At 33.3% G+C, this 20236-nt stretch carries 18 protein-coding genes and 1 pseudogene; 10 read left to right on the plus strand and 9 right to left on the minus strand.

The window, feature by feature from the left end:
- Nucleotides 1-34 precede the first annotated feature (34 nt).
- From Q0845_RS11830 to Q0845_RS11845, 4 genes are all read left to right on the plus strand, one after another.
- The gene (locus Q0845_RS11830; RefSeq protein WP_298513217.1) at nt 35-1147 is read left to right on the plus strand and encodes an imelysin family protein; all 1113 of its coding nucleotides are present in this window, start codon (nt 35-37) and stop codon (nt 1145-1147) included.
- Between the two features lie 158 nt (nt 1148-1305).
- Nucleotides 1306-2676 carry an HTTM domain-containing protein gene (locus tag Q0845_RS11835; RefSeq protein WP_298513339.1) on the plus strand — a complete coding sequence of 457 codons (1371 nt, stop codon included), beginning with the start codon at nt 1306-1308 and terminating at the stop codon, nt 2674-2676.
- The gene (locus Q0845_RS11840; RefSeq protein WP_298513342.1) at nt 2657-5083 is read left to right on the plus strand and encodes a TonB-dependent receptor; all 2427 of its coding nucleotides are present in this window, start codon (nt 2657-2659) and stop codon (nt 5081-5083) included. The genes Q0845_RS11835 and Q0845_RS11840 overlap by 20 nt, the downstream gene beginning before the upstream one ends.
- A gap of 546 nt (nt 5084-5629) precedes the next feature.
- On the plus strand, nt 5630-5827 hold the full coding sequence (locus tag Q0845_RS11845; protein WP_298513220.1) for a hypothetical protein: 198 nt from the start codon (nt 5630-5632) through the stop codon (nt 5825-5827).
- 64 nt (nt 5828-5891) lie between these two features.
- Here the strand turns inward: Q0845_RS11845 and Q0845_RS11850 are convergent.
- From Q0845_RS11850 to Q0845_RS11865, 4 genes and pseudogenes are all read right to left on the minus strand, one after another.
- Nucleotides 5892-5999, minus strand: a pseudogene (locus Q0845_RS11850) (T9SS type A sorting domain-containing protein); the annotation flags it as partial.
- A 320-nt stretch (nt 6000-6319) separates the two neighbouring features.
- A complete protein-coding gene (locus Q0845_RS11855; RefSeq protein ID WP_298513223.1) occupies nt 6320-6829 on the minus strand; it encodes a hypothetical protein in 510 nt (169 codons plus the stop codon).
- A 105-nt stretch (nt 6830-6934) separates the two neighbouring features.
- Nucleotides 6935-7759: a tetratricopeptide repeat protein gene (locus Q0845_RS11860; RefSeq protein WP_298513227.1), complete on the minus strand. Its 825-nt coding sequence runs from the start codon at nt 7757-7759 to the stop codon at nt 6935-6937.
- A complete protein-coding gene (locus Q0845_RS11865) occupies nt 7750-8304 on the minus strand; it encodes a sigma-70 family RNA polymerase sigma factor (RefSeq protein ID WP_298513229.1) in 555 nt (184 codons plus the stop codon). Before Q0845_RS11865 ends, Q0845_RS11860 begins: the two co-directional genes overlap by 10 nt.
- A 79-nt stretch (nt 8305-8383) precedes the next feature.
- Between Q0845_RS11865 and Q0845_RS11870 the strand changes: the two genes are divergently transcribed.
- The 6 genes from Q0845_RS11870 (at nt 8384) to Q0845_RS11895 (ending at nt 15858) form a co-directional block, all read left to right on the plus strand.
- A complete protein-coding gene (locus Q0845_RS11870; RefSeq protein WP_298513232.1) occupies nt 8384-9694 on the plus strand; it encodes a S8/S53 family peptidase in 1311 nt (436 codons plus the stop codon).
- A gap of 27 nt (nt 9695-9721) precedes the next feature.
- A complete protein-coding gene (locus tag Q0845_RS11875) occupies nt 9722-12472 on the plus strand; it encodes a CHAT domain-containing protein (protein ID WP_298513235.1) in 2751 nt (916 codons plus the stop codon).
- Between the two features lie 169 nt (nt 12473-12641).
- Nucleotides 12642-13460 carry a hypothetical protein gene (locus Q0845_RS11880; RefSeq protein WP_298513237.1) on the plus strand — a complete coding sequence of 273 codons (819 nt, stop codon included), beginning with the start codon at nt 12642-12644 and terminating at the stop codon, nt 13458-13460.
- 21 nt (nt 13461-13481) lie between these two features.
- Complete coding sequence (locus tag Q0845_RS11885) at nt 13482-14297, plus strand: hypothetical protein (RefSeq protein WP_298513239.1); 816 nt, start codon at nt 13482-13484, stop codon at nt 14295-14297.
- Between the two features lie 214 nt (nt 14298-14511).
- Nucleotides 14512-15447 (plus strand): NAD(P)-dependent oxidoreductase, encoded by a 936-nt coding sequence (locus Q0845_RS11890; RefSeq protein WP_298513241.1) that lies wholly within the window; start codon nt 14512-14514, stop codon nt 15445-15447.
- A 189-nt stretch (nt 15448-15636) separates the two neighbouring features.
- The gene (locus tag Q0845_RS11895) at nt 15637-15858 is read left to right on the plus strand and encodes a hypothetical protein (RefSeq protein ID WP_298513244.1); all 222 of its coding nucleotides are present in this window, start codon (nt 15637-15639) and stop codon (nt 15856-15858) included.
- A gap of 49 nt (nt 15859-15907) precedes the next feature.
- On the opposite strand, the gene Q0845_RS11900 is transcribed toward Q0845_RS11895, so the two are convergent.
- From Q0845_RS11900 to Q0845_RS11920, 5 genes are all read right to left on the minus strand, one after another.
- On the minus strand, nt 15908-17443 hold the full coding sequence (locus tag Q0845_RS11900; protein ID WP_298513247.1) for a glycosyltransferase family 39 protein: 1536 nt from the start codon (nt 17441-17443) through the stop codon (nt 15908-15910).
- A 92-nt stretch (nt 17444-17535) separates the two neighbouring features.
- Entirely contained in the window at nt 17536-18156 is a 621-nt protein-coding gene (locus Q0845_RS11905) for a lipid-A-disaccharide synthase N-terminal domain-containing protein (RefSeq protein ID WP_298513249.1), read from the minus strand.
- Nucleotides 18153-18866, minus strand: coding sequence for a glycosyltransferase (locus tag Q0845_RS11910; RefSeq protein WP_298513252.1), 714 nt, complete (start codon nt 18864-18866; stop codon nt 18153-18155). The genes Q0845_RS11905 and Q0845_RS11910 overlap by 4 nt, the downstream gene beginning before the upstream one ends.
- A 98-nt stretch (nt 18867-18964) precedes the next feature.
- The gene (locus Q0845_RS11915; protein ID WP_298513254.1) at nt 18965-19438 is read right to left on the minus strand and encodes a DUF6428 family protein; all 474 of its coding nucleotides are present in this window, start codon (nt 19436-19438) and stop codon (nt 18965-18967) included.
- A 19-nt stretch (nt 19439-19457) separates the two neighbouring features.
- Entirely contained in the window at nt 19458-19784 is a 327-nt protein-coding gene (locus Q0845_RS11920; protein ID WP_298513257.1) for a helix-turn-helix transcriptional regulator, read from the minus strand.
- Nucleotides 19785-20236: the final 452 nt, after the last annotated feature.

The following is a 20236-nucleotide window of genomic DNA, read 5'->3' on the forward strand; positions in this document are numbered from 1 at the left end:
CGTGTTTATTTAGAATAAATAGAAATAAGAAAGAATGAAGAAACTTTTCTCAGTAGTATTAGTCGCCTTATTTATTGCAGCTTGTAGCTCAAGTGATGATTCAAACGATACCAATGGAGGCGGAAACGGAACTGCTTTTGATAGAGCAGATATGTTACGAAACATTGCAGATAATATCATTATTCCATCTTATCAAGCTTTAGACACCAACTTAGGTGCATTAGTTACTGCAAAAGATAATTTTACAGCAACGCCAAATCAAACAAATTTAGATGCTTTGCGTTCTGCTTGGTTAACAGCCTACAAAGCTTGGCAACATGTAGAAGCGTTCAATATTGGAAAAGCAGAGGAAATTCTATTTCATTTTCAAATGAATACCTATCCTTTAAACACGACAGATGTTGAAAATAATGTCACGAGTGGAAGTTACGATTTAACACATCCAAATAATAATGATGCTGTTGGTTTTCCAGCATTAGACTATATGTTATATGGTTTAGATGCAACAGATGCTGCCATTATTACCAAATATGACACAGATGCAGAAGCAGGAAAATACAAAACCTATCTTTCTGATGTTGTCAATCAAATGCAAACATTAACGCAAGAAGTGTTGAGTGATTGGATCGTAAATTACAGAGATACTTTTGTGTCTAGTACTTCAAACACAGCGACAAGTGCTACAAATAAATTCATCAACGATTTTATTTTTTACTACGAAAAAGGATTAAGAGCGAACAAAATTGGTATTCCAGCCGGAAACTTTTCTTCAACACCTTTACCAGATAGAGTAGAAGCATATTACAATCAAGAAGTATCAAAAGAATTAGCTTTAGAAGCATTAACTGCTGTACAAAATGTATTTAACGGAACTGAATTTGGAGGAAGCGCTTCAGGTGAAAGTTTTAAAACGTATCTAATTTCTTTAGATAGAGCTGATTTGGCCACATTAATTATCAATCAGTTCAATACAGCACGTGGAAAAATTCAAGAATTAAACGCAAACTTTGCGACACAAATAAATACTGACAATACTAAAATGACAGAAGCGTATGATGCGCTACAAGCCGCTGTTGTTTTATTAAAAGTAGACATGCTTCAAGCATTCAACATCAGTGTAGATTATGTGGACGCAGATGGAGACTAAATAGCAAAATTACTCGTAAAACTAAGGTTGTCGTTTGTAGGCAACCTTTTTTTGTGTGAAAGTAAACGTACTTCGAAGGCAATCTTACGAAGTATTTAGAAGAAACCATTAAAAGTATTTCAACCTAAACGTTGAAGCATCTAAATCTCGATTATCGAGTGAATCGTTTTCAAACATATCTACAACAGCAAACAAATGCAGCGCCATTAGCGGTGTTTCGTATTGGTTTTGGTTTGATGATGTGTTACGGAATCATTCGTTTTTGGGCACATGGTTGGATAGAAAGTCTCTACCTTGAACCTACATTTCATTTCTCATACTACGGCTTTGAATGGGCAAAACCACTAGGGAGTTTTACGTATCTCATCTTTATTCTTTGTGGATTATCGGCATTTTTTGTAGCACTAGGACTCAAATATCGATTAGCAATCATCACTTTCTTTTTAAGTTTTACGTACATCGAATTGATGGACAAAACAACCTATCTCAATCATTACTATTTTATCAGTATTTTGAGTTTTCTGATGATTTTCCTTCCAGCGAATGCCACCTTTTCAATTGACAATTTATGGAGGAAAAGATCTTATGAAGAAATTCCAAAATGGACCATTGATGCGATTAAACTATTGTTAGGAATTGTCTATTTCTATGCAGGATTGGCAAAACTTAATTCAGATTGGTTATTCAAAGCGCAGCCATTAAAAATATGGTTGCCTTCCAAATTCGATCTGCCATTAATTGGAGAAACTGTACTGCAACAAGATTGGTTTCACTACGCCATGAGTTGGTCAGGAATGTTGTATGATTTATGCATTCCGTTCCTATTACTCTACAAAAGAACACGTGTATTTGCCTTTGTATTAGTCGTGTTTTTTCATGTCTTTACAAGAGTTTTATTTCCTATCGGAATGTTTCCTTTTGTCATGATTGTGGGCACTTTAATTTTCTTTGATGCAGGATTTCATCAAAAAGTCATCGCGTTCATCAAAAAAGGTATTCATACGGTGATTAAGGTCAATACAACAGCCGTTGAAACACTATCAAATTACAATTTATCATACAAATCTATGGTCATTCCTATTGTAGTTGCTTTCTTTGCCATTCAAATTCTATTTCCGTTTCGATATATGCTATATCCAGGTGAATTATTTTGGACAGAACAAGGCTATCGTTTTTCATGGCGTGTCATGCTGATGGAAAAGGCAGGAATTTCAACCTTTAAAATTGTAGATGGAAAAACGGGAAACTATTTCTATGTGAAAAACAGCGATTTCTTAACGGAATTTCAAGAAAAACAAATGAGCTTTCAATCCGATTTCATTCTCGAATATGCACATTATTTAGGCGATCATTTTACGAGTCAAGGACATGAAAATGTACAAGTTTTTGTAGACAGTCATGTAGCACTCAACGGACGAATAAGCCAACCATATATAGACAATACTGTTGATTTATATCAGCAAAAAGAATCATTCAAACACAAACACTGGATTTTACCATTTAAAGATGATGCGATTAAAGGATTTTAGTACACTTATTATCATTTGCTTGTTCAGTATTTCCCTAGCTGCACAACAAAAAATTTCTGGAACTGTAACTTCGACTGAAACTCAGAAGCCTATTGCAAATGTTGATATTTACGATCAAACTTCGGGAAAGTTAGCGACTACGAATGCAAAAGGATATTACGAATTTACCACAGAAGAAAAAGCGCTAACACTTATATTTTTCTCTTATGAATATGATGTGATAGAAAAATCAATTACTGTAGAAAAAGAAGTAATTCTAAACATTGCATTGAAACCTTTGGGCGAACAATTATCAGAAGTAGAGCTGAATGTTCGTAAGAATAAAATCTTCGCGCTAAAGCGATTAAAAGATGTAGAAGAAACAGCAATTTACGCAGGAAAAAAGACGGAAGTAGTATTGGTAGAACAATCGATGGCAAATTTAGCTTCCAACAATGCACGTCAAATATACAGTCAAGTCGTTGGTTTAAATATTTACCAAAATGATGATGCAGGATTGCAGTTAAATATTGGTGGACGCGGATTAGATCCGAACAGAACAGCAAATTTTAATACACGTCAAAATGGGTATGATATCAGTGCTGATGTATTAGGATATCCAGAAAGTTACTATTCGCCTGCGGCAGAAGGTTTACAGGAAATTCAAATCATTCGTGGCGCGGCTTCGTTGCAGTATGGAACACAGTTTGGTGGTTTGGTCAACTTTGTAATGAAAAAGCCAAATCAAGCAAAACCATTTGAGTTTATTACCCGAAACACCATCGGAAGCAACAATCTATACACCAACTTTACGAGCGTAAGCGGAACGACAGGAAAATTTAGTTACTATTCGTTTTTTAACTATAAAAAAGGTGACGGATTTCGTCCAAACTCTGAATTCGAATCAAAAAATGCCTACGCCCATATTGGCTATCAATTCAATGACAGAACTAAATTAGAAGCAGAAGTTACCTATTTGCGTTATTTGGCAAAACAAGCTGGCGGATTAACAGACGCGATGTTTGCAGAAAATCCTTTTCAGAGCAACAGAGCGCGTAACTGGTTTCAGATTGATTGGTTGTTGTACAACTTAAAATTCTCTCATAAATTCTCTGAAGACACCAATTTCACCTTTAATGCTTTTGGTTTGAATGCGGAACGAAATGCTTTAGGATTCAGAACCAATCGTGTGAATCAAGTAGATCCAGGTGGCGAACGTGATTTGATAAAAGGTGACTTTAACAACTTCGGATTTGAAGCACGTTTGTTGAGTAACTATGAAATTTTTGGGAAGAAATCTACCTTTTTAATTGGTTCAAAATTTTACAAAGCCGATAATACCAGTGCGCAAGGTCCGGGAAGTACTGGAAGCGATCCGAATTTTGAATTTCAAACAGCAGATTTTCCAAACTATCAAAACCAATCTGCGTATGATTATCCAAACTTGAATATGGCGATTTTTGGAGAGAATATTTTTTATGTGAATGATAAATTATCGATCACGCCAGGATTCCGATTTGAACATATCAAAACAGAAAGTGACGGATTTTTCAAGCGAATCAATTTAGATGGTGCTGGAAACGTGATTTTAAACGAAACAGTAGACAATAGTGAAACGCGTGAACGTTCGTTTGTATTATTTGGATTGGGAGCAAGTTACAAGCCAACAGACGCGTTGGAAATCTATGGAAATGTATCACAAAACTATCGTTCGGTGACGTTTACAGATATAAGTATTATTAATCCAGCCTTTGCGATCAGTCCAACAATTGATGATGAAAAAGGAATGACTATTGATTTTGGATTGCGTGGAAATTATAAAAACTTTCTTTCGTATGATGTTGGTGCATTTGGATTGTTCTACAACGATCGAATTGGATTTGTACAACGTGCTTTTTCGGATGGAAGTGTAAAAAGTGAACGCGGAAATATAGGAGATGCTGTGATGTATGGTTTTGAAGGGTTATTAGATTTCAATCTGAATGAAGTTTTTCTTAAAAACAACGATTATAGCTTTAACTACTTTATCAATGCTGCCATTACGAATTCTGAATATACAAAGTCAGATGAGAATGGTGTAGAAGGAAATAATGTAGAATTTGTACCCAACGTGAATCTAAAAACGGGAATTCGTTTCGGTTACAAAAACTTCTTATCAAACATTCAGTATACGTACTTATCACAACAATTCACAGATGCTTCGAACGCTGTAGAAAGTAACTTAAGCGGCGTAATTGGTGAAATTCCTGCGTATGATATTTTAGATATTTCGTTTTCATATACGTATAAAAACTTCAAGCTAGAAACTGGAATCAATAATGTATTAGACAACGAATACTTTACACGTCGTGCTACGGGTTATCCAGGACCGGGAATTATTCCGTCTAATAATAGAAACTTTTATACGACACTGCAGATAAAATTCTAAGTAAACTTTACATGTCAGTTCGAGCGCAGTCGAGAACACTAGGAATGTTAGTATTTCCTGAGAATCTCGACTGCGCTCGATTTGACATTAGTTTTAAAATATTCAGCAATTTATCTTCAATATATCACTACGAGGAAAAAAGTGATGCAGTAGTGTGTTTATATTATAATGCTCATATTAGTTGAAGTATGAAATTTTCGCAATGACGTATCAAACTCAAAACGTCACTTCGAGTGGCGAATCTGTGATTCGTTGTATCGAGAAGTACTCTGAAACAATTGTGTTTGCTAATATAATCAAGTAGTGTTTTTGACCACGAATTCACGAATTATTTTAGTTTGTTTGTTAGCACGAGTTTTGAAACTCGCGCTAACATTGGTTTTGAAACTCACGCTAGCATTGAGTCAAGGTCGGGTTCAATATATCTCTACGCTGTTTTAAAAAAGTTTAAGTACTACGACGCTTTAATTGGGTAACATTTTTTATTAATCATAACTAAAGGTTAAAAATGAATCTTTAAAAACAATTGTTATGAAAAAAAGAAATGTGAAAATTTTAAAATTAAAAAAGCGATTAATCTCCAAGTTAAATGAGGAAGTAAAAGGTGGCGCTGCATGTTCAACGGATCATGTGAAGACGTCTATAGGATTAGTTTTAGTATGCCCAACAAAACCAAATACAAAATGTAATTGTCCAGGACCATTTACGAATACATGTTTATGTGATAGTGATCCATGTTCTTGATAAAATTAAAAAGCGAACCTGAAAAGGTTCGCTTCGGCTTTTAAAAAATTAAGTTTGGGAATTTTTACTTTTTAATCAATTTTAAGGTTTTTAAAAGTGCACTTTCGTCATATACTTTTACAAAGTAAACTCCAGAAGTTAAACCTTCAATATTGATGTTGTATAGCATGTTATTTTGCTGATTTAGTGTAAATTTTCAAATCATCAAATTAGCATTTGTTCTTAACTGCGCTCAAAACAGACATATTTATTTCAATACGTATCAAAGGATACATTCATGCAGAGAAAACTTTCTTTTTGAAAAACTTACAGCTACGATTCTATGCTTTTATATAATTAATATTAAAATCAAAAATGCGAGCGAAATCTATAGAGGTTTATTATTAAAAAAAAGCTATTGAAACAGAAATTCCTGCAATAGAATAATGACATTAAAAAAGAAAAGCGAACCATTTAGTTCGCTTTTTTAAAATTTTCAAAATCGATCTTTTATTATTCTATGGCTTCAAAAAATAAATCTTGTCCGTCAAAAGAAGATAAAGACAATACAGTTAAGCCATCTGATCGTTCATAATATTCAAATGGACTGTTTTCAATTTTTGCGATTAAAAAATCATTTGTAATTGGATCACCATTGCCATCAAAATCGTTTCGTACTTCCAATGTAAACGTATAATTGTATTCTCCGGCATCATGTTCTAAATTGTCATCGGAGACGACAACAATGCCATCTTCTCTAAACTCATAAGTTATATTTTGTGTAGTATAATCAGTAGTTGATTGTGCAGAAAAAGGCGTATAAATATACATGAGTTTCCAGTTGCCAAGCATTAAGTTTTCTTGCTCGGGCTCTGTAGGTTCATTGGGTTCAGAAGGTTCGGTTGGCACTGTAACAGGATCTACATTTTCAATAGCTTCTTCAGGTTCTTGCTCCGTTTCATTGTCTGTAGAGCAACTCATTGTCATGGTGACGACAAAAAGTAAGAGAAATAATTTTTTCATATTTGGTTGGTTTTAAATGTCAACATAAATATATGAAAAATCTTAAAATATTTTGTGTAAAATACTGTTATTTATTGTGTTAGCTTTTTTTGCTTGCATTGTCGTTTACTCGAGTTTATCAAGCAAAGCTTTGGCTGCGGTATATTTATAACTGTCGGTATCTTTTACAAGTTTTTGTAATTCTGCAATAGCTTTATCTTTTTGCTCCATTTTTAGATAGATCATTGCAGTATACCAATTTCCTTTGGAACGCTCGTGCGGATCATTTACACTGGCTAGTTTTTGAAAAGCTGCAATCGCTTTGTCATTCTCATCAAGCTTATCAAAAGCAGCGCCAAGATACTGTAAACTGTAATTATATAATTCGTGTGAAGGCGTTACTTTTTCAAAAAACACGGAAGCTTCTTTGTAGTTTTTCTGTTTAAAAGCTGTTTCTCCTTGTAAAAAAATATCTTTTTGTTGTCCTTTCTCCACAAAGGAAGGTAATTCTTGAGACCAGTTTACATGGTCTTCATACAATGAACGATAGGAGGAAGCATTCATCTGTGTAAAATAAATTCCGAAAAATACAATAATGGAAGCAGCAAAGGCAACATGACGATAGTATTTTTTCAAAGGATGAACCTTTACCTCATCAGTCAAATATGCTTGTTCTGCATTGCGAATGCTGGCAGACAAATCCTGATATTCTTTACTTCTTAATTTCGATTTTAAAGCTGTCAAACGCTCCTTATGTTCTGGCCGTTGAATTGTATGCCATTCTTCGTTGCCAAGAATATCAAATAGCTGTTGTTGCAAACGTACTTCTTCCTGAAGTTCAGGTTCGGAACGTAAACGTTTTTCAAAAGCTTCTTTTTCAACAATTGATAGCGTATCTTTCAAATAACCATCAATTTGCGTTAGTAATTGTTCCGTAAGTTCTATTGCCATTTCTTAAGTTTTTGAAACAGTTTGTCTTCTTTTATCAATTTTATAAGTTTGGTTCTGCATTTAAAAACACGTTGGCGTACCGTATTGATAGATGCATATGCGTATTCGGTTAAAATTTCTTCGTAGCTTAATCCGTTAAAATAACTACCCAAAATTTCTTTACAATTTCCAGAGAGCAAATCAAACTTCTCAATATAAAAATCAAACAATTCTTGTTCGACTATAAAAGTGCTCAATTCTTCCTCTTTATCCTCTAGGGTCAAAGTATCGGTTTTTATTACCTTATTTTTTAAAGTTCTTTTCCAAATATTTTTACAAACGACAAATAAATAGGCTTCAAACGACTTTATTTCGCTTCTTTTTTCCTTTTGAGAGACAATAATATACATCAATCCATCATGAAAAACATCGGAAGCATCTTGAGAATCACCTCGATTTTTAAGGACATATGATTTTATTTTCGGAAATAGTTTGACGTAAATTTCTTTCGTAATTTTCTCATTTCCAGTGATAAGGGCGTTAATAAATCTTTCACTATCTTTCATGAATATAACTATGATTAAAAATATTGGGTAATGATTTCAGTGTTTCTTCCCCTATAAGTAAACGCAAAAATTAAATATTATGAGAAATATACAAAAACTTATTGCATTTGTATTGGTATTACTGGCATGTTCATGCACAAAAGATGATTTCATAGAAACATCAAATGACAATGTAGAATCTGGTATTATACCCAAAGCAGGTAGCTCTTCCTATTTGCCTAATTATTCAAATACTTCTATTGTAGTTCAGTTTAAAAGTGGAACTAGCGATCCGCAAAAAGGTGCAATTAGAACATTTAATGGGGTAGCAAACTATGAAAAATGTCACTGTACAAACAAAGATATTGAACTTTGGCATTTTGGTGGAGCTCTTTATGTTGAACCCAAAAAACGAGCTATAAAAGGGCAGATTGATCCAGAAAGTACAACAGGACTTCAAGAAGTAGATTATCAATTTACATTTGGTTTTGATATTGGTAGCGACTATATAGGAACCGCAGATGACGTAAGTTATTTGCCTTATATAAAATCAAGTACATCTGGACCAGTAGGTATTACTATTGCTGTTGTAGATACTGGGATTGCTCCGGGACTTACAGTATTTAATACAGTAGCAGAAGACCCAATAAAGTTTTTATATGAATCTGGAGACACTGCTGTAGCAGATGAAATGTCAGGCTGGGATTTTGTAGATGAAGATCCTAATACTTTTGACGATGATACAGGAAAACATGGTAGTATTATTAGTAAACAAATTTTTAGTGCACTTAGAAATCACGGAGTTCCGTTTCGAATACTTCCTATAAAAGTTGCTGGACCAAGTGGCGAGACTACTTATTTTGACTTTTTATGTGGTAGTTTATACGCGATGGAAAGAGCTGAACTTGTTAATATCAGTATGGGTTGGTATGATACAGGAGAATATCCAGAGGTGCGAACTATATTTGAAAATATTACAGGAACGCATTCAAATACAATCATAGTAACTTCGGCAGGGAATAACACCAATAATAACGATGATGTAAAACATTTTCCATCTTCTTTTGAAAACCCAAATATCGTTGCGGTTGCGTCTGCAAATGGATCGCACGACGAAATATCAGATTTTTCAAATTATGGAGCTATAGGAGTCGATTTTTTTGCACAAGGTGAAAATATTCCTTTTTACGAAATGGAAGTACAAGGAACTTCGTTTGCAGCACCACAAGTAACGATTCAAATTGCAAATTTAATAAATGACCCTGAAGTAGATATATTTACAGTAGATGGTATATTAATGGTAGCAACATTATTTGACCAATTGGCAGCAAGAGGAACGCATGTATCTGGAGTTTTTACCTTAGGAGATAGAAATACCTATTATAATAAATTGATTATCCCATTTGATTAATTATTAATGGTTATTTTTAAAGGAAAAATGACTTTCTCTTTAAGAATTGTAGTTGTATTTTTTCTTTGCCTTGGAAGTACTGGGTTTGCGCAGAATAATTTGTTAAAAACGATCGACAGTATTAATACAGTCAAAGGAGCAGAAAATCGTGCACAGTTATTTGAAAAATGCATAGCAGCTACTGATACTACAAAAAACACAAAAATTATAGGAATGCTTTTTCATGAAGCTGGTCTAAATTATTACAAGATTGAAAATTATGAAAAAGCATTACTGTATTTAACTAAAGCAATTGCTGTTAAAATACAATATTCGGACAAAGTCTCCCTAAATAAAAGTTTATTTTTAGCAGCATACATCTATCAAATTCAAGAAAAAACACAAAAAACATATCAATTATGTGAACAAATAATAAAAGCACAAGGAAGTGATAAATATACTTGTTATGCATATCGAACGCTAGCTGAAATAGAATTAGATAAAGGTGATTTTCATAAAGCGTTAGCATATTTGAATGAAGCTTTTTCGAATAAAAAAATTACATCAAATAGGGAGTTATTAAGTCTCTTATCGGAAACTATGATCTACGCATATGCCTGTATTTATGAAAGTCGTATAGGTACTGAAGACAAAAAAAATGATTTTCAAACCGTTCTTTTACACGAAAAAATCATTGAAGATAATTTAGCATTGATCAATGAGTATAATCTTCCTGATATCTATAATAATTTAGCGATTGTGTATGATGCTTTTGGAGCATTAGAAAAAGCATTAATATTCTATAAAAAAGCACAAGAAATATATCGAGAAAGTGGAGATATATACAATGAATTAGATGTAACTATAAACATTGGTATTTTATATTCGAAACAAAAAAAGCATGTACTTGCCGCTCAACAGTTTCAACGTGCTATTGATGAAGCTGATGATGTAGATCAAATAGCCAATGCATATAATAGTAAAGGATATTATTTAAACGCAAAGTCATCTACTGAAAAACTTCCCTATTTAGAAAAAGCTGTCATTACCATTTTAGAATTGGATAAACAGTTGGGAAATAATTTTCGATTGCCAACAATAGCCGAAATTAATGAATCGGATTATGAACAAGATGTATTGATCTATTTGATCGATTTGGCAGATCATTATGTACAAGTTTTTCACGAGAAAAAAGAAAAAAAATACCTTCTCAAAGCTAAAGAAACAGTCATTTTAATAGATCAATTGGTGTCTTTAATTCGGTATGATGTGGATTCAGAAGCTTCAAAGCTATTTTGGATTGAAAAAGGCGTGAATACTTATATGCTTGCCGTAGAAATTTGTTATCTTTTAAATGATGCTGAAAAAGTTTTCTACTTTATGGAGAAAAACAAAGCATTATTGCTACAAGAGAAAATAAAAACACTGCAAACAAAATTAGCATCCGATGTTCCGAGAGAATTGCGAGAACAAGAATATCAATTGTATTATGAAGGTATCAGTTTACAAGAACAGTTTCAGCAACAAATTGATAACGATTCAATACAACAAGTGTTTGCAGACAAAAAGAAAGAATATCAGATTTTTATGGATTCTTTACAACGGATGTATCCAAAGTACACAAAAACAAAGGAAAAAGTTGAAATAGTTTCTTTAAAAGATATTGTAGAAATTCACAAACAAAATAAAACTGCTTTTGTTGAATATATTTTACATGAAAATGATGGTTATGGTATTTTTTATGACGGAAAAAATCCTGTCGTTTTTAAAATAAATGCAGCGGAAGCTTTTCAAAAACAGCTCTCGTTTTTACGTACGTTTATGGTAAAACGTGATTTGGATACCAAAGAACAGAAAGAGTTTCATACAATTGGTTATAAAGTATTTCAACAATTGTTTCCATTCAATAACGCTTCACAACGTTTACAAAACAAAAAAATCACCATTATTCCCGATCATACATTGCAATACATTCCGTTTGAAGTATTGCCGATGCAAGCTACCGGAAAACTATCAGAAAGTTATTTGGTCAATACCACTGAAATTTCATACCTACAATCATTTTCACTGTTTGAGCAAATTCAGCAAAAACAAAATGCACCGACGAAAACCTTGTTAGCAATTACGCCAATTGAGTTTGCAAACAAAGAATTACCAACACTATCAGAAGCTACCGAAGTATTTGTATCTTTTGAAAAAGAAACAGCTTCCGTATTTTTACAAAGAGCAGAAGCCACCAAGGAAAACTTTTTAAAACATCGAAATAATTTCAATATCATTCATCTTAATACACATGCAGGTTTAGACAGTATAACGCAAACACCTTGGATTGCTTTTCAAGACAGTAATATGACGCTGAATGAACTTTTTGGACTCGAAAATCAGGCAGAATTGGTAGTATTAGATGCGTGTAAAACTAATGATGGTGTCAATCTTTCTGGAGAAGGAATTATCAATCTTTCCAGAGGATTTTTCTATAACGGAACACAAAGTGTATTGGCTTCACAGTGGAATGTTAATGAAAAAACAGGAAATGAAATATTACAAACGTTTTACAGTGAATTAAAAAACGGACATTCCAAATCAAAAGCTTTACAGTTGGCCAAAAAAAAATATCTGCAAACGCATGCGTATGACATCAAGCAAGTTACACCGTATTATTGGGCAGCATTTACACTTACAGGAAGTACAAAAGCAGTTGCAGAAACTTCTTGGTTTAATGTTGTAACGATTACTATTGGCACAATGCTGCTGATTTTACTACTTGTATTTTACAATAGAAAGAAAATATTTAAATAGTGTAAGGTGTTTAAAAATAATATGTTAAGCTAGTTTTTTTTAAATGACTAGCTTTTTTTATGTTCTCTTGGGTAATGAATCTTTCAAAACTTCCCATATAGATGTAGATCTATCAAGGGAAAACTCGAAAACCTTTTAAAAGAGTAGAGGTCATTAAACAACCAGAACCATGAAAAAAATAATATACTATCTAATTCCTTGTGTTTGTTCACTTTTGATCATTGGATGTACAAAAGAAGACCAAGCAATAGAAAATTCTGAAGAAGCAACGCTTCAACATATTCTTGAGCTAACGAATACATTTTTAAAAACACAAGACAAGATTACGACAAGCGCTAAGGCGATTGACCCTGCAATTGCAAAAATAGATATTACAGCTTTTTTAGACTCTTATGGTGGACCAAATTCATCAGATGACGATTTAAACGATGCCTATGCAGATGGAATAGCAGCATCTTACAAAGCTGCAGAAGGAGTGGCACCTCCAAACCCAGGAGGAAATGTCGATAATACTGCAAATGCATACGACTATGTTGGAAAATACCATGTAGATATCTTAGATTATCAAATAAGGAATAAAAGTAATTATGTGTCGCCCAATAATGTTTTTAAATACAACAGATCAATAGGTGTAACTTCAGATTACTTAGCACAGGATCAAATTCAATTGAATATGACAAATATGATGTCTAATAATCAATTCGATATGTGGTATCTACATTTACAACAACAATTACAGACGGCAAATGGGTTGATTTCTCAAACAATTTTAGCAATGGAAGCAGCTGGGAAAATTTCAACATTAGAAAGTAACATATTGTATCATTACTTTGATGCGCAAGAAAATGCAAGTTCCTTAACTAATTTCATTCAATATTCCATACAAATTGAAGACATTATAATTAATTCAAGTTATAATCATCCTACCAAAAGATTCCTTTTGAGTGCAATGGCAACAGCACGTCACGACTTTAATTACTGGCAATAACATTAAAAAAAAACAGAGAATATGAAAAATATAAAAAACACCGTATTGGCACTCTTGCTAATAGCAGGTATCGGTAGTTGTTCTAAAGAGGATGCAACTTTCCTAGAAACAGAAAGCAATATACTTACTAAGATTGCTGACATTACATCAGATTTTATAGATGGACAAGACGAAACAATAGTAAGCGCTAAGGCTTTTGACCCTACATATTATATGGTAGATATTACTGCAGGAAAAGAAGATTATGATCAGCATCATGATTATGATCATGCGGTCGATACTGGTATAGCTGCCTCTGAAAAAGCTGCAGAGAAAGCTATAGCACCTGCAAACGGATATGGAGGAAACCCTGTAGTAGCAGTTGTAAATCCAAATAATCCACTAGATTATACAGGAAGGTTTCATGCAGAAATATTAGCATCTGCCATATACCAAAATCATCAAATTGTGTATCCAAATGGAGAATTTAGCTATACAAACTCAATTAATTTTTCAAATAATTACATGAATATAACTGTGCAAAATATGCTTTCTGAAAATGAATTTAATGCATTTTATGAGCATGTTGTTAATAAGATCAGAGCTAATGATAATCTACTGTCAAAGGTAATGCAGCAAGATCTAAGAGAAGGGAAATTAACACAGAGCGAAGGGCAAATTTTGATCATGTATTTTCAAGCACAAGAGAGTTCTAATACGCTCAATGGATACATTCAATATTCCATACAAATTGAAAATATGGTTGTAAACTCAAACTTACCATCTTCAAGTAAAGATTTATTATTATTTGTAATGGCAACAGCGCGTCATGATATAAACTTTTGGAATCCATACTAATGCTAACAACAAAAAGGGAAATATGTATAATAGATACATACTCAGACCAACTGAAAAACTGTATCAAATTTTTGCGTTGATTATGCATATGGAGAAAGGCTTTCTGTAATGGAAAGCCTTTTGAATATGAATACACACATAGAATTTAAAAATAGTAAAAGCGTTCCATAAATTATTTATACTTTTATGCATTGAACATTTACCAAGTATATCAATGAAGATACTTATTACGGGAATCGCAGGTTTTATTGGTTCGCATGTAGCAGAGCACTTGCACAATTTAGGTCATGAAGTTATTGGAATCGATAATTTTTCAGATTATTATCCAGTGACACTAAAAAATAAAAATGCTGCAGTTTTAGGAGCTAAAGGAATCGATATTATACTAGCAGATTTACGAGAAACCACTTCCATTGAAAAACTTCCCGCAACAGTTGATTATATTTTTCACTTTGCCGCACAACCTGGTATTGCAGCAACCTCAACTTTTGAAGATTATTTGACGAATAATGTCATTGCGACTCAAAATTTATTGACATATGCTTTGCAGCAAGATTCTTTGAAACTCTTTGTAAATATTGGTACTTCGTCTATTTATGGTTTAAATGCTACATTTCCTGAAACGGTGGCGCCTCAACCTGCTTCACATTATGGAGTTACAAAATTAGCCGCAGAACAATTGGTTTTATGCAACTCAAGGTTGAACAAACTCAAAGCATGTTCCTTGCGATTATATTCGGTATACGGTTCGCGAGAACGTCCAGACAAGCTATTTACGAAGCTTTTAGACTGTGGTTTGAATAATAAGAAATTTCCACTGTTTCAAGGCAGCTTAACGCATTTACGAAGCTTTACGCATGTAAGCGATATTGTAAAAGGAATTGTAAGTGTTATAGGAAAAGAAGAAGTCTGTAATGGTGAAATCTTTAATATTGGAACCGAAGCAGAATACACAACACAACAAGGTGTAGATGCTGTTGAAAAACTACTCAACACGACTATAAAATTTGATGAATTGCCACCGCGATCTGGTGACCAACAACGAACAAAAGCAAACATTGATAAAGCTCGAAAACTCTTAAATTACAATCCGACAGTTACTTTACAAGAAGGTGTTGCCGAACAATTGGCATGGTTTAGAGAGTTGTAAAATAAAATTAAAAACACGCTGATTTTCAATAATCTAACTTCAAAATAGTAAGAATACTTAGTACAAATTTTTTATTTACGATAATTCACGGAATTTGACGCTATGTTTCACGGAATCGTATGTTACCTTTCTTTTTTTACCTTTTTCTCTAAGGTACATTTACATCATTATTAATCTAAATCATGTATTATGAAAAAAAGAAATCTAAAAGGTTTAACATTAAACAAAAAGCAAATTTCTAAGATTGACAATGTAGCAGGAGGAAGACCTCCATATCAACCGTCAGATTGGTGTCCTACAGAAGGTTGTATTGAAGAACCTGGACCAACTCCAGAAACAAATCCGCATTCAGTATGTAACTGTGGATCTGATTTTGCTGATACTTGTGGTTCAGCTATTGGACATTGTTAATCTGCTAATTAACAAAGAAGAGAAGCGGACTTTGGTTCGCTTTTTTTACTTAATTCTTCTCTACCAAATACATATCGGTACGCAAACGATCTTTATAACCTCCTTTTGAATCGTCTACAGGATTTAAATCGAAAGTTTCTACGTATGTAATTTTATGATTTGGAAATGCTTTTTCAAGACTCTTCTTTGCGTCAATCATAACCAATGCTTTAAAAGTGTCTTCTTTAGGAGTTTCTAAAGCGTGACTGTGAAGCAACGGAACTTTTCCTCCATAATCCCATACCAATTCTGGCGATTGAATATTGAACATATACACAGGAATTTGCTCAGCTTCCGCTTTTTGCGATATTTCTTGTAGTGAATTGTACTTCGGATTTTCTAAAAACGAATTTGCTAACGGAAAACCAAATGTAATTGCGGACATAAAAAACAGAATGATTGCATAAAATGCCAATTGAATTTTTCGCTGATACACATATTTTAAAATAAAAAAGCCAACCAACACCAACACAATTGAAGTAAGGGCAAATGATGTGTAAAAACCTGTCAATGTATCTTTTAAGAAAATATAACCTACGATTGGAAAAGCAACTCCAACCAATCCGATCAAACCAAAATTCAAATACACAGGAATGCGCTCGTATTTGTTCATTTTCTCTTTAAACGATCTAAAAACATACATGAGATAAAAGCTTGTCGTATATGCCAACGGAATTAATACAGGCAATAAATAGCGCGATTTCTTTTCAGGAATTACAGAGAGCAATATAACCGATGCCAGAGTCCAAAATAAGCTAAATTTATACGCTTTTAAGTTCTCTACGCGTGTTTTTAAATACGGATATAGCAAACCAACAAAGGCAACTACCGTCCATGCGCCTGATTGCGTAAAGAAGCTCCAATAGTAGTAAAACGGACGCACATTACGATTTTGCCAAGCAGTTGTTTCTTTATCTGCAATGGCTCTAGCAGTTTCACCATCCATCACACTAATATAATAAGGCCACCAAACAGAAATAATCGCAGTGACTACAATTAGACCTACTAATGGCAACCATTTTCTCTTAAAGTTTGAATATTTATAAACAATACTATACGCGATTAAAAAAGGTAAAAACAATGCAAAATGTGATACCGGACCTTTACTCATAAAGGACAAACCAATAAAAGTTCCTGCGAGCAATGCATTGCGCCATATTTTCTCATCAGTAGCAAAGAATTGAAAAATATAGTAAATGGCAATAATCATAAAACCGTGCGCAAAAATATCCCAAGTTCCATTTCTTCCAGCAAAAACCATATAAAAAGAAGTTGCTAGAATCAAACTGTTTATAAAAGCTTGTTTTTTATCTTTTAAGAAATATACACCAAAACGATATGAAAAAAGAACTAATATCAAGGTGATAATTGCTGAAGGCACTCGCAACGCAATTAAATTTTTAAAACTAAAAAGCATGCCGCCAATAGCAGCTAACCATGTTGGTAATGGCGGTTTTTCATAACGCGGTTCACCATTCATGGTTGTCAATAACCAGCCGTCATCCGATACCATTTCGCGCGCAGTAATAAAGTTTCGCGCTTCCATAATATTAGGATACAACACATCAAGATTCATAAAAAAGATAAAAAAACATACTATAACGAGTATCCAAACGTAATTTTTCTCCTGTATAAAATTCATGATTGATTTCTTAAAAGCATTATATTTCTAACGTAAGTAACAATTCCAAAAGTATGGCCGGCAATCAAAATAGGATCTTTTCTGAAAATTGCATAGGTAAATATCAAACTGGCACCTAGCAAACTCAACGCCCAAAAACCAAGCGGTAAACTCGATTCTTTTTTTCGTTCCGAATAAATCCATTGATATACAAAGCGTAAGGTAAAAATAATTTGAGAAATGATTCCTAAATACAACAACCAATCTGGAATGTCTTCACTGTTGAGTAAATTGTAGATATCTTGTTTGTTATTGTTGTAACCAATGGCGATAATAATCAACGGGAAAATGATGATGAAAATACGCACCAACTGATGCATACGACTCCATTCGCCTTGCAATTGCATGTTTCTAACATAAATAAAATACGTTAAAACTTGCCCAAGCATGATGGCAAAATCGTTTCGTAGATAACCGTAAACAAAGAGTAGGAAGGAAGCAATAAGACTCAACTTCCAAAACAAAGCTGGCGTTAATACTTTTTTATTTCTTTCAGAAATAACCCATTGTAACAAGGTTCTTCCCGAAAATAACAATTGTGCAAGCGCACCAATTCCATAAATGAGCCAAGTCATCATCCTTTCTTAGCTATAGAATAATTGATGTATTTTTTCTTCATCCATACATAGGCAAAGCAATCCATAAGTGGACCTAACAAACGATTCCATAAACCGTATTTGGCTTCTCCAGCAATTCGTGGAAAGTGTTGTACAGGAATTTGCTTAATTTTTCCATCTTGCAATAAAATCATGGCAGGTAAAAAACGGTGCAATCCTTTAAACATCGGAATGCGTTTTGCATAGTCTGTTTTAATGATTTTTAATGGACAACCTGTATCGTCCATACCATCTTTGGTAAAAGTTCTACGAATACCGTTGGCAATTTTTGAAGACATATTTTTTACAAACGAATCCTTTCGGTTGGCACGAACGCCCGTTACCAAATCAAATTCGCCAATATGTTCTAGGAGTAAATCAAAATCAGCCGGCGCCGTTTGCAAATCGGAATCAATATACCCTACTAAGCTTGTCTCAGTATGGTCAAATCCAGCTTTAATTGCAGCGCTCAATCCGCGATTTTCAGCAAAACAAATGAAATTAAAAACGGTGCTATCGGCACAAATCTTTTCAATCATTTCCTGACTTTTATCTTTAGAGCCATCGTTTACAAACAAGACTTTGACAGGAATTTTTGCGGCTGCGGCATATGCGCCAAGCTCTTTTTCAACTCTTTCTAAATTATCTTCTTCATTATAAACAGGAACGACAATCGTAAGTTCTTTATCCATTGCTAAAACTTTGTTTCTATAAATAGCTTAAAAATTTGCGCCAAAGTTATAGTTTTTTTACAATATCGACTGTAAGAATGCGATTTAATGTAAATTTCTTAGCAACAACCTGAATTTGGATCGCGACCACCATTCATTTGCGCTTGCAATTCTGATAATTTTACTTTCGGTTTTTCTGCTGGAATTCCACAATTATCTTTGGCTAAGCAATCGGTTTGTTTAGTTGTTAATACAAAGTGATTATCTTGAAAATCCAAGCCATATTTTCCAATGGTTTCTGCTTGATATTCTACCTCAACTTCTAAATCTTGAATTCCTAATACTTTTTCAGAAAGTTCAATAATATGCATCAATTTCTTTGGTTCTAAACGATGATCTACATCATCTGCAGACCACAGTTGAAAGTTGACTACATGTTCTACACGAACAACGCCGCCACAATCAATAAAATGTTTTGAAATCTGTCCAACTTCTGTTACGTGAAAATGACTTTCTACTTTTTGTGAGTTTGGTAAATAAAAATCTAATTGTTCTAATGTTTGTAAATGATTCTTTACTTCTGATAATTTCATGAGTGTATGATATAAATAATTAGCATTTTTTTGTTTGTGATAGGGAAGTCGTAATAGTATTTAAATACTGTAAAACTTCTTGCCATTTCTTCTGATTGATACAATAACAAATATTTTTCCCTGCAATTTCACCTTGAATCAATCCTACTTTCTTCAACTCTGATAAATGTCTAGAAATTGTGGGTTGTGCCAACGGCAATTCCATCACAATATCATTACAAATACAGGAAGGACTTTTTGCTAAATAGTGCATAATTGATAAGCGTGCAGGATGTCCAAGCGCTTTTAATACTTCTGACATTGTATTTACTTCTTCTGAAAAGCCTACTGTTTTAGTTATTCCCATATTGCAATATTAAAATATGTTTTTGATTTGAGAAAGAAATAGCTGTTAAATTTTTAAAAAATTATATAAAAAGTCGTTCAAATAGATTGACTATTGGGAATAAAAAAAGGGAGGCCCTACCATAAACCTCCCTTTAGAAAAGTTGTATTTGCATACAACCTAGTAAAAACTCGTTTCCGAATTTTTATTTGCTGTTTTTTAAACTCATGTATAGTTTTTCGGCTTAAAAATTATACATGTATTTAAAAGTTGATTGTTATACATCAGAATCATAAGAGATTAGTGATGTATTCTGCGGGTAAAACTATTGAATAAGAGAGAGAAATACTTAAAATTTGAAGTTCTTTCTACAAACTCCCCATTTTATCGATTAATGCTATAAATTGTAGGAAATATCTATAGTAAAAAAATACTTTTTTGATGAAGTTGTATGAAAAATGAATTTAAGATAC

The organism is uncultured Kordia sp. (assembly GCF_947489565.1).
Lineage (GTDB): Bacteria > Bacteroidota > Bacteroidia > Flavobacteriales > Flavobacteriaceae > Kordia.

What these genes read in the sequence shown, in the direction of transcription:
- Q0845_RS11865 (WP_298513229.1), bottom strand. Translation starts at nt 8,304, where the DNA reads ATGAAAGATAGTGAAAGATTTATTAACGCCCTTATCACTGGAAATGAG.
- Q0845_RS11890 (WP_298513241.1), top strand. Translation starts at nt 14,512, where the DNA reads ATGAAGATACTTATTACGGGAATCGCAGGTTTTATTGGTTCGCATGTA.
- Q0845_RS11910 (WP_298513252.1), bottom strand. Translation starts at nt 18,866, where the DNA reads ATGGATAAAGAACTTACGATTGTCGTTCCTGTTTATAATGAAGAAGAT.
- Q0845_RS11900 (WP_298513247.1), bottom strand. Translation starts at nt 17,443, where the DNA reads ATGGAAGCGCGAAACTTTATTACTGCGCGCGAAATGGTATCGGATGAC.
- Q0845_RS11855 (WP_298513223.1), bottom strand. Translation starts at nt 6,829, where the DNA reads ATGAAAAAATTATTTCTCTTACTTTTTGTCGTCACCATGACAATGAGT.
- Q0845_RS11915 (WP_298513254.1), bottom strand. Translation starts at nt 19,438, where the DNA reads ATGAAATTATCAGAAGTAAAGAATCATTTACAAACATTAGAACAATTA.
- Q0845_RS11840 (WP_298513342.1), top strand. Translation starts at nt 2,657, where the DNA reads ATGCGATTAAAGGATTTTAGTACACTTATTATCATTTGCTTGTTCAGT.
- Q0845_RS11870 (WP_298513232.1), top strand. Translation starts at nt 8,384, where the DNA reads ATGAGAAATATACAAAAACTTATTGCATTTGTATTGGTATTACTGGCA.
- Q0845_RS11860 (WP_298513227.1), bottom strand. Translation starts at nt 7,759, where the DNA reads ATGGCAATAGAACTTACGGAACAATTACTAACGCAAATTGATGGTTAT.
- Q0845_RS11880 (WP_298513237.1), top strand. Translation starts at nt 12,642, where the DNA reads ATGAAAAAAATAATATACTATCTAATTCCTTGTGTTTGTTCACTTTTG.
- Q0845_RS11905 (WP_298513249.1), bottom strand. Translation starts at nt 18,156, where the DNA reads ATGATGACTTGGCTCATTTATGGAATTGGTGCGCTTGCACAATTGTTA.
- Q0845_RS11875 (WP_298513235.1), top strand. Translation starts at nt 9,722, where the DNA reads ATGACTTTCTCTTTAAGAATTGTAGTTGTATTTTTTCTTTGCCTTGGA.
- Q0845_RS11885 (WP_298513239.1), top strand. Translation starts at nt 13,482, where the DNA reads ATGAAAAATATAAAAAACACCGTATTGGCACTCTTGCTAATAGCAGGT.
- Q0845_RS11920 (WP_298513257.1), bottom strand. Translation starts at nt 19,784, where the DNA reads ATGGGAATAACTAAAACAGTAGGCTTTTCAGAAGAAGTAAATACAATG.
- Q0845_RS11830 (WP_298513217.1), top strand. Translation starts at nt 35, where the DNA reads ATGAAGAAACTTTTCTCAGTAGTATTAGTCGCCTTATTTATTGCAGCT.
- Q0845_RS11895 (WP_298513244.1), top strand. Translation starts at nt 15,637, where the DNA reads ATGAAAAAAAGAAATCTAAAAGGTTTAACATTAAACAAAAAGCAAATT.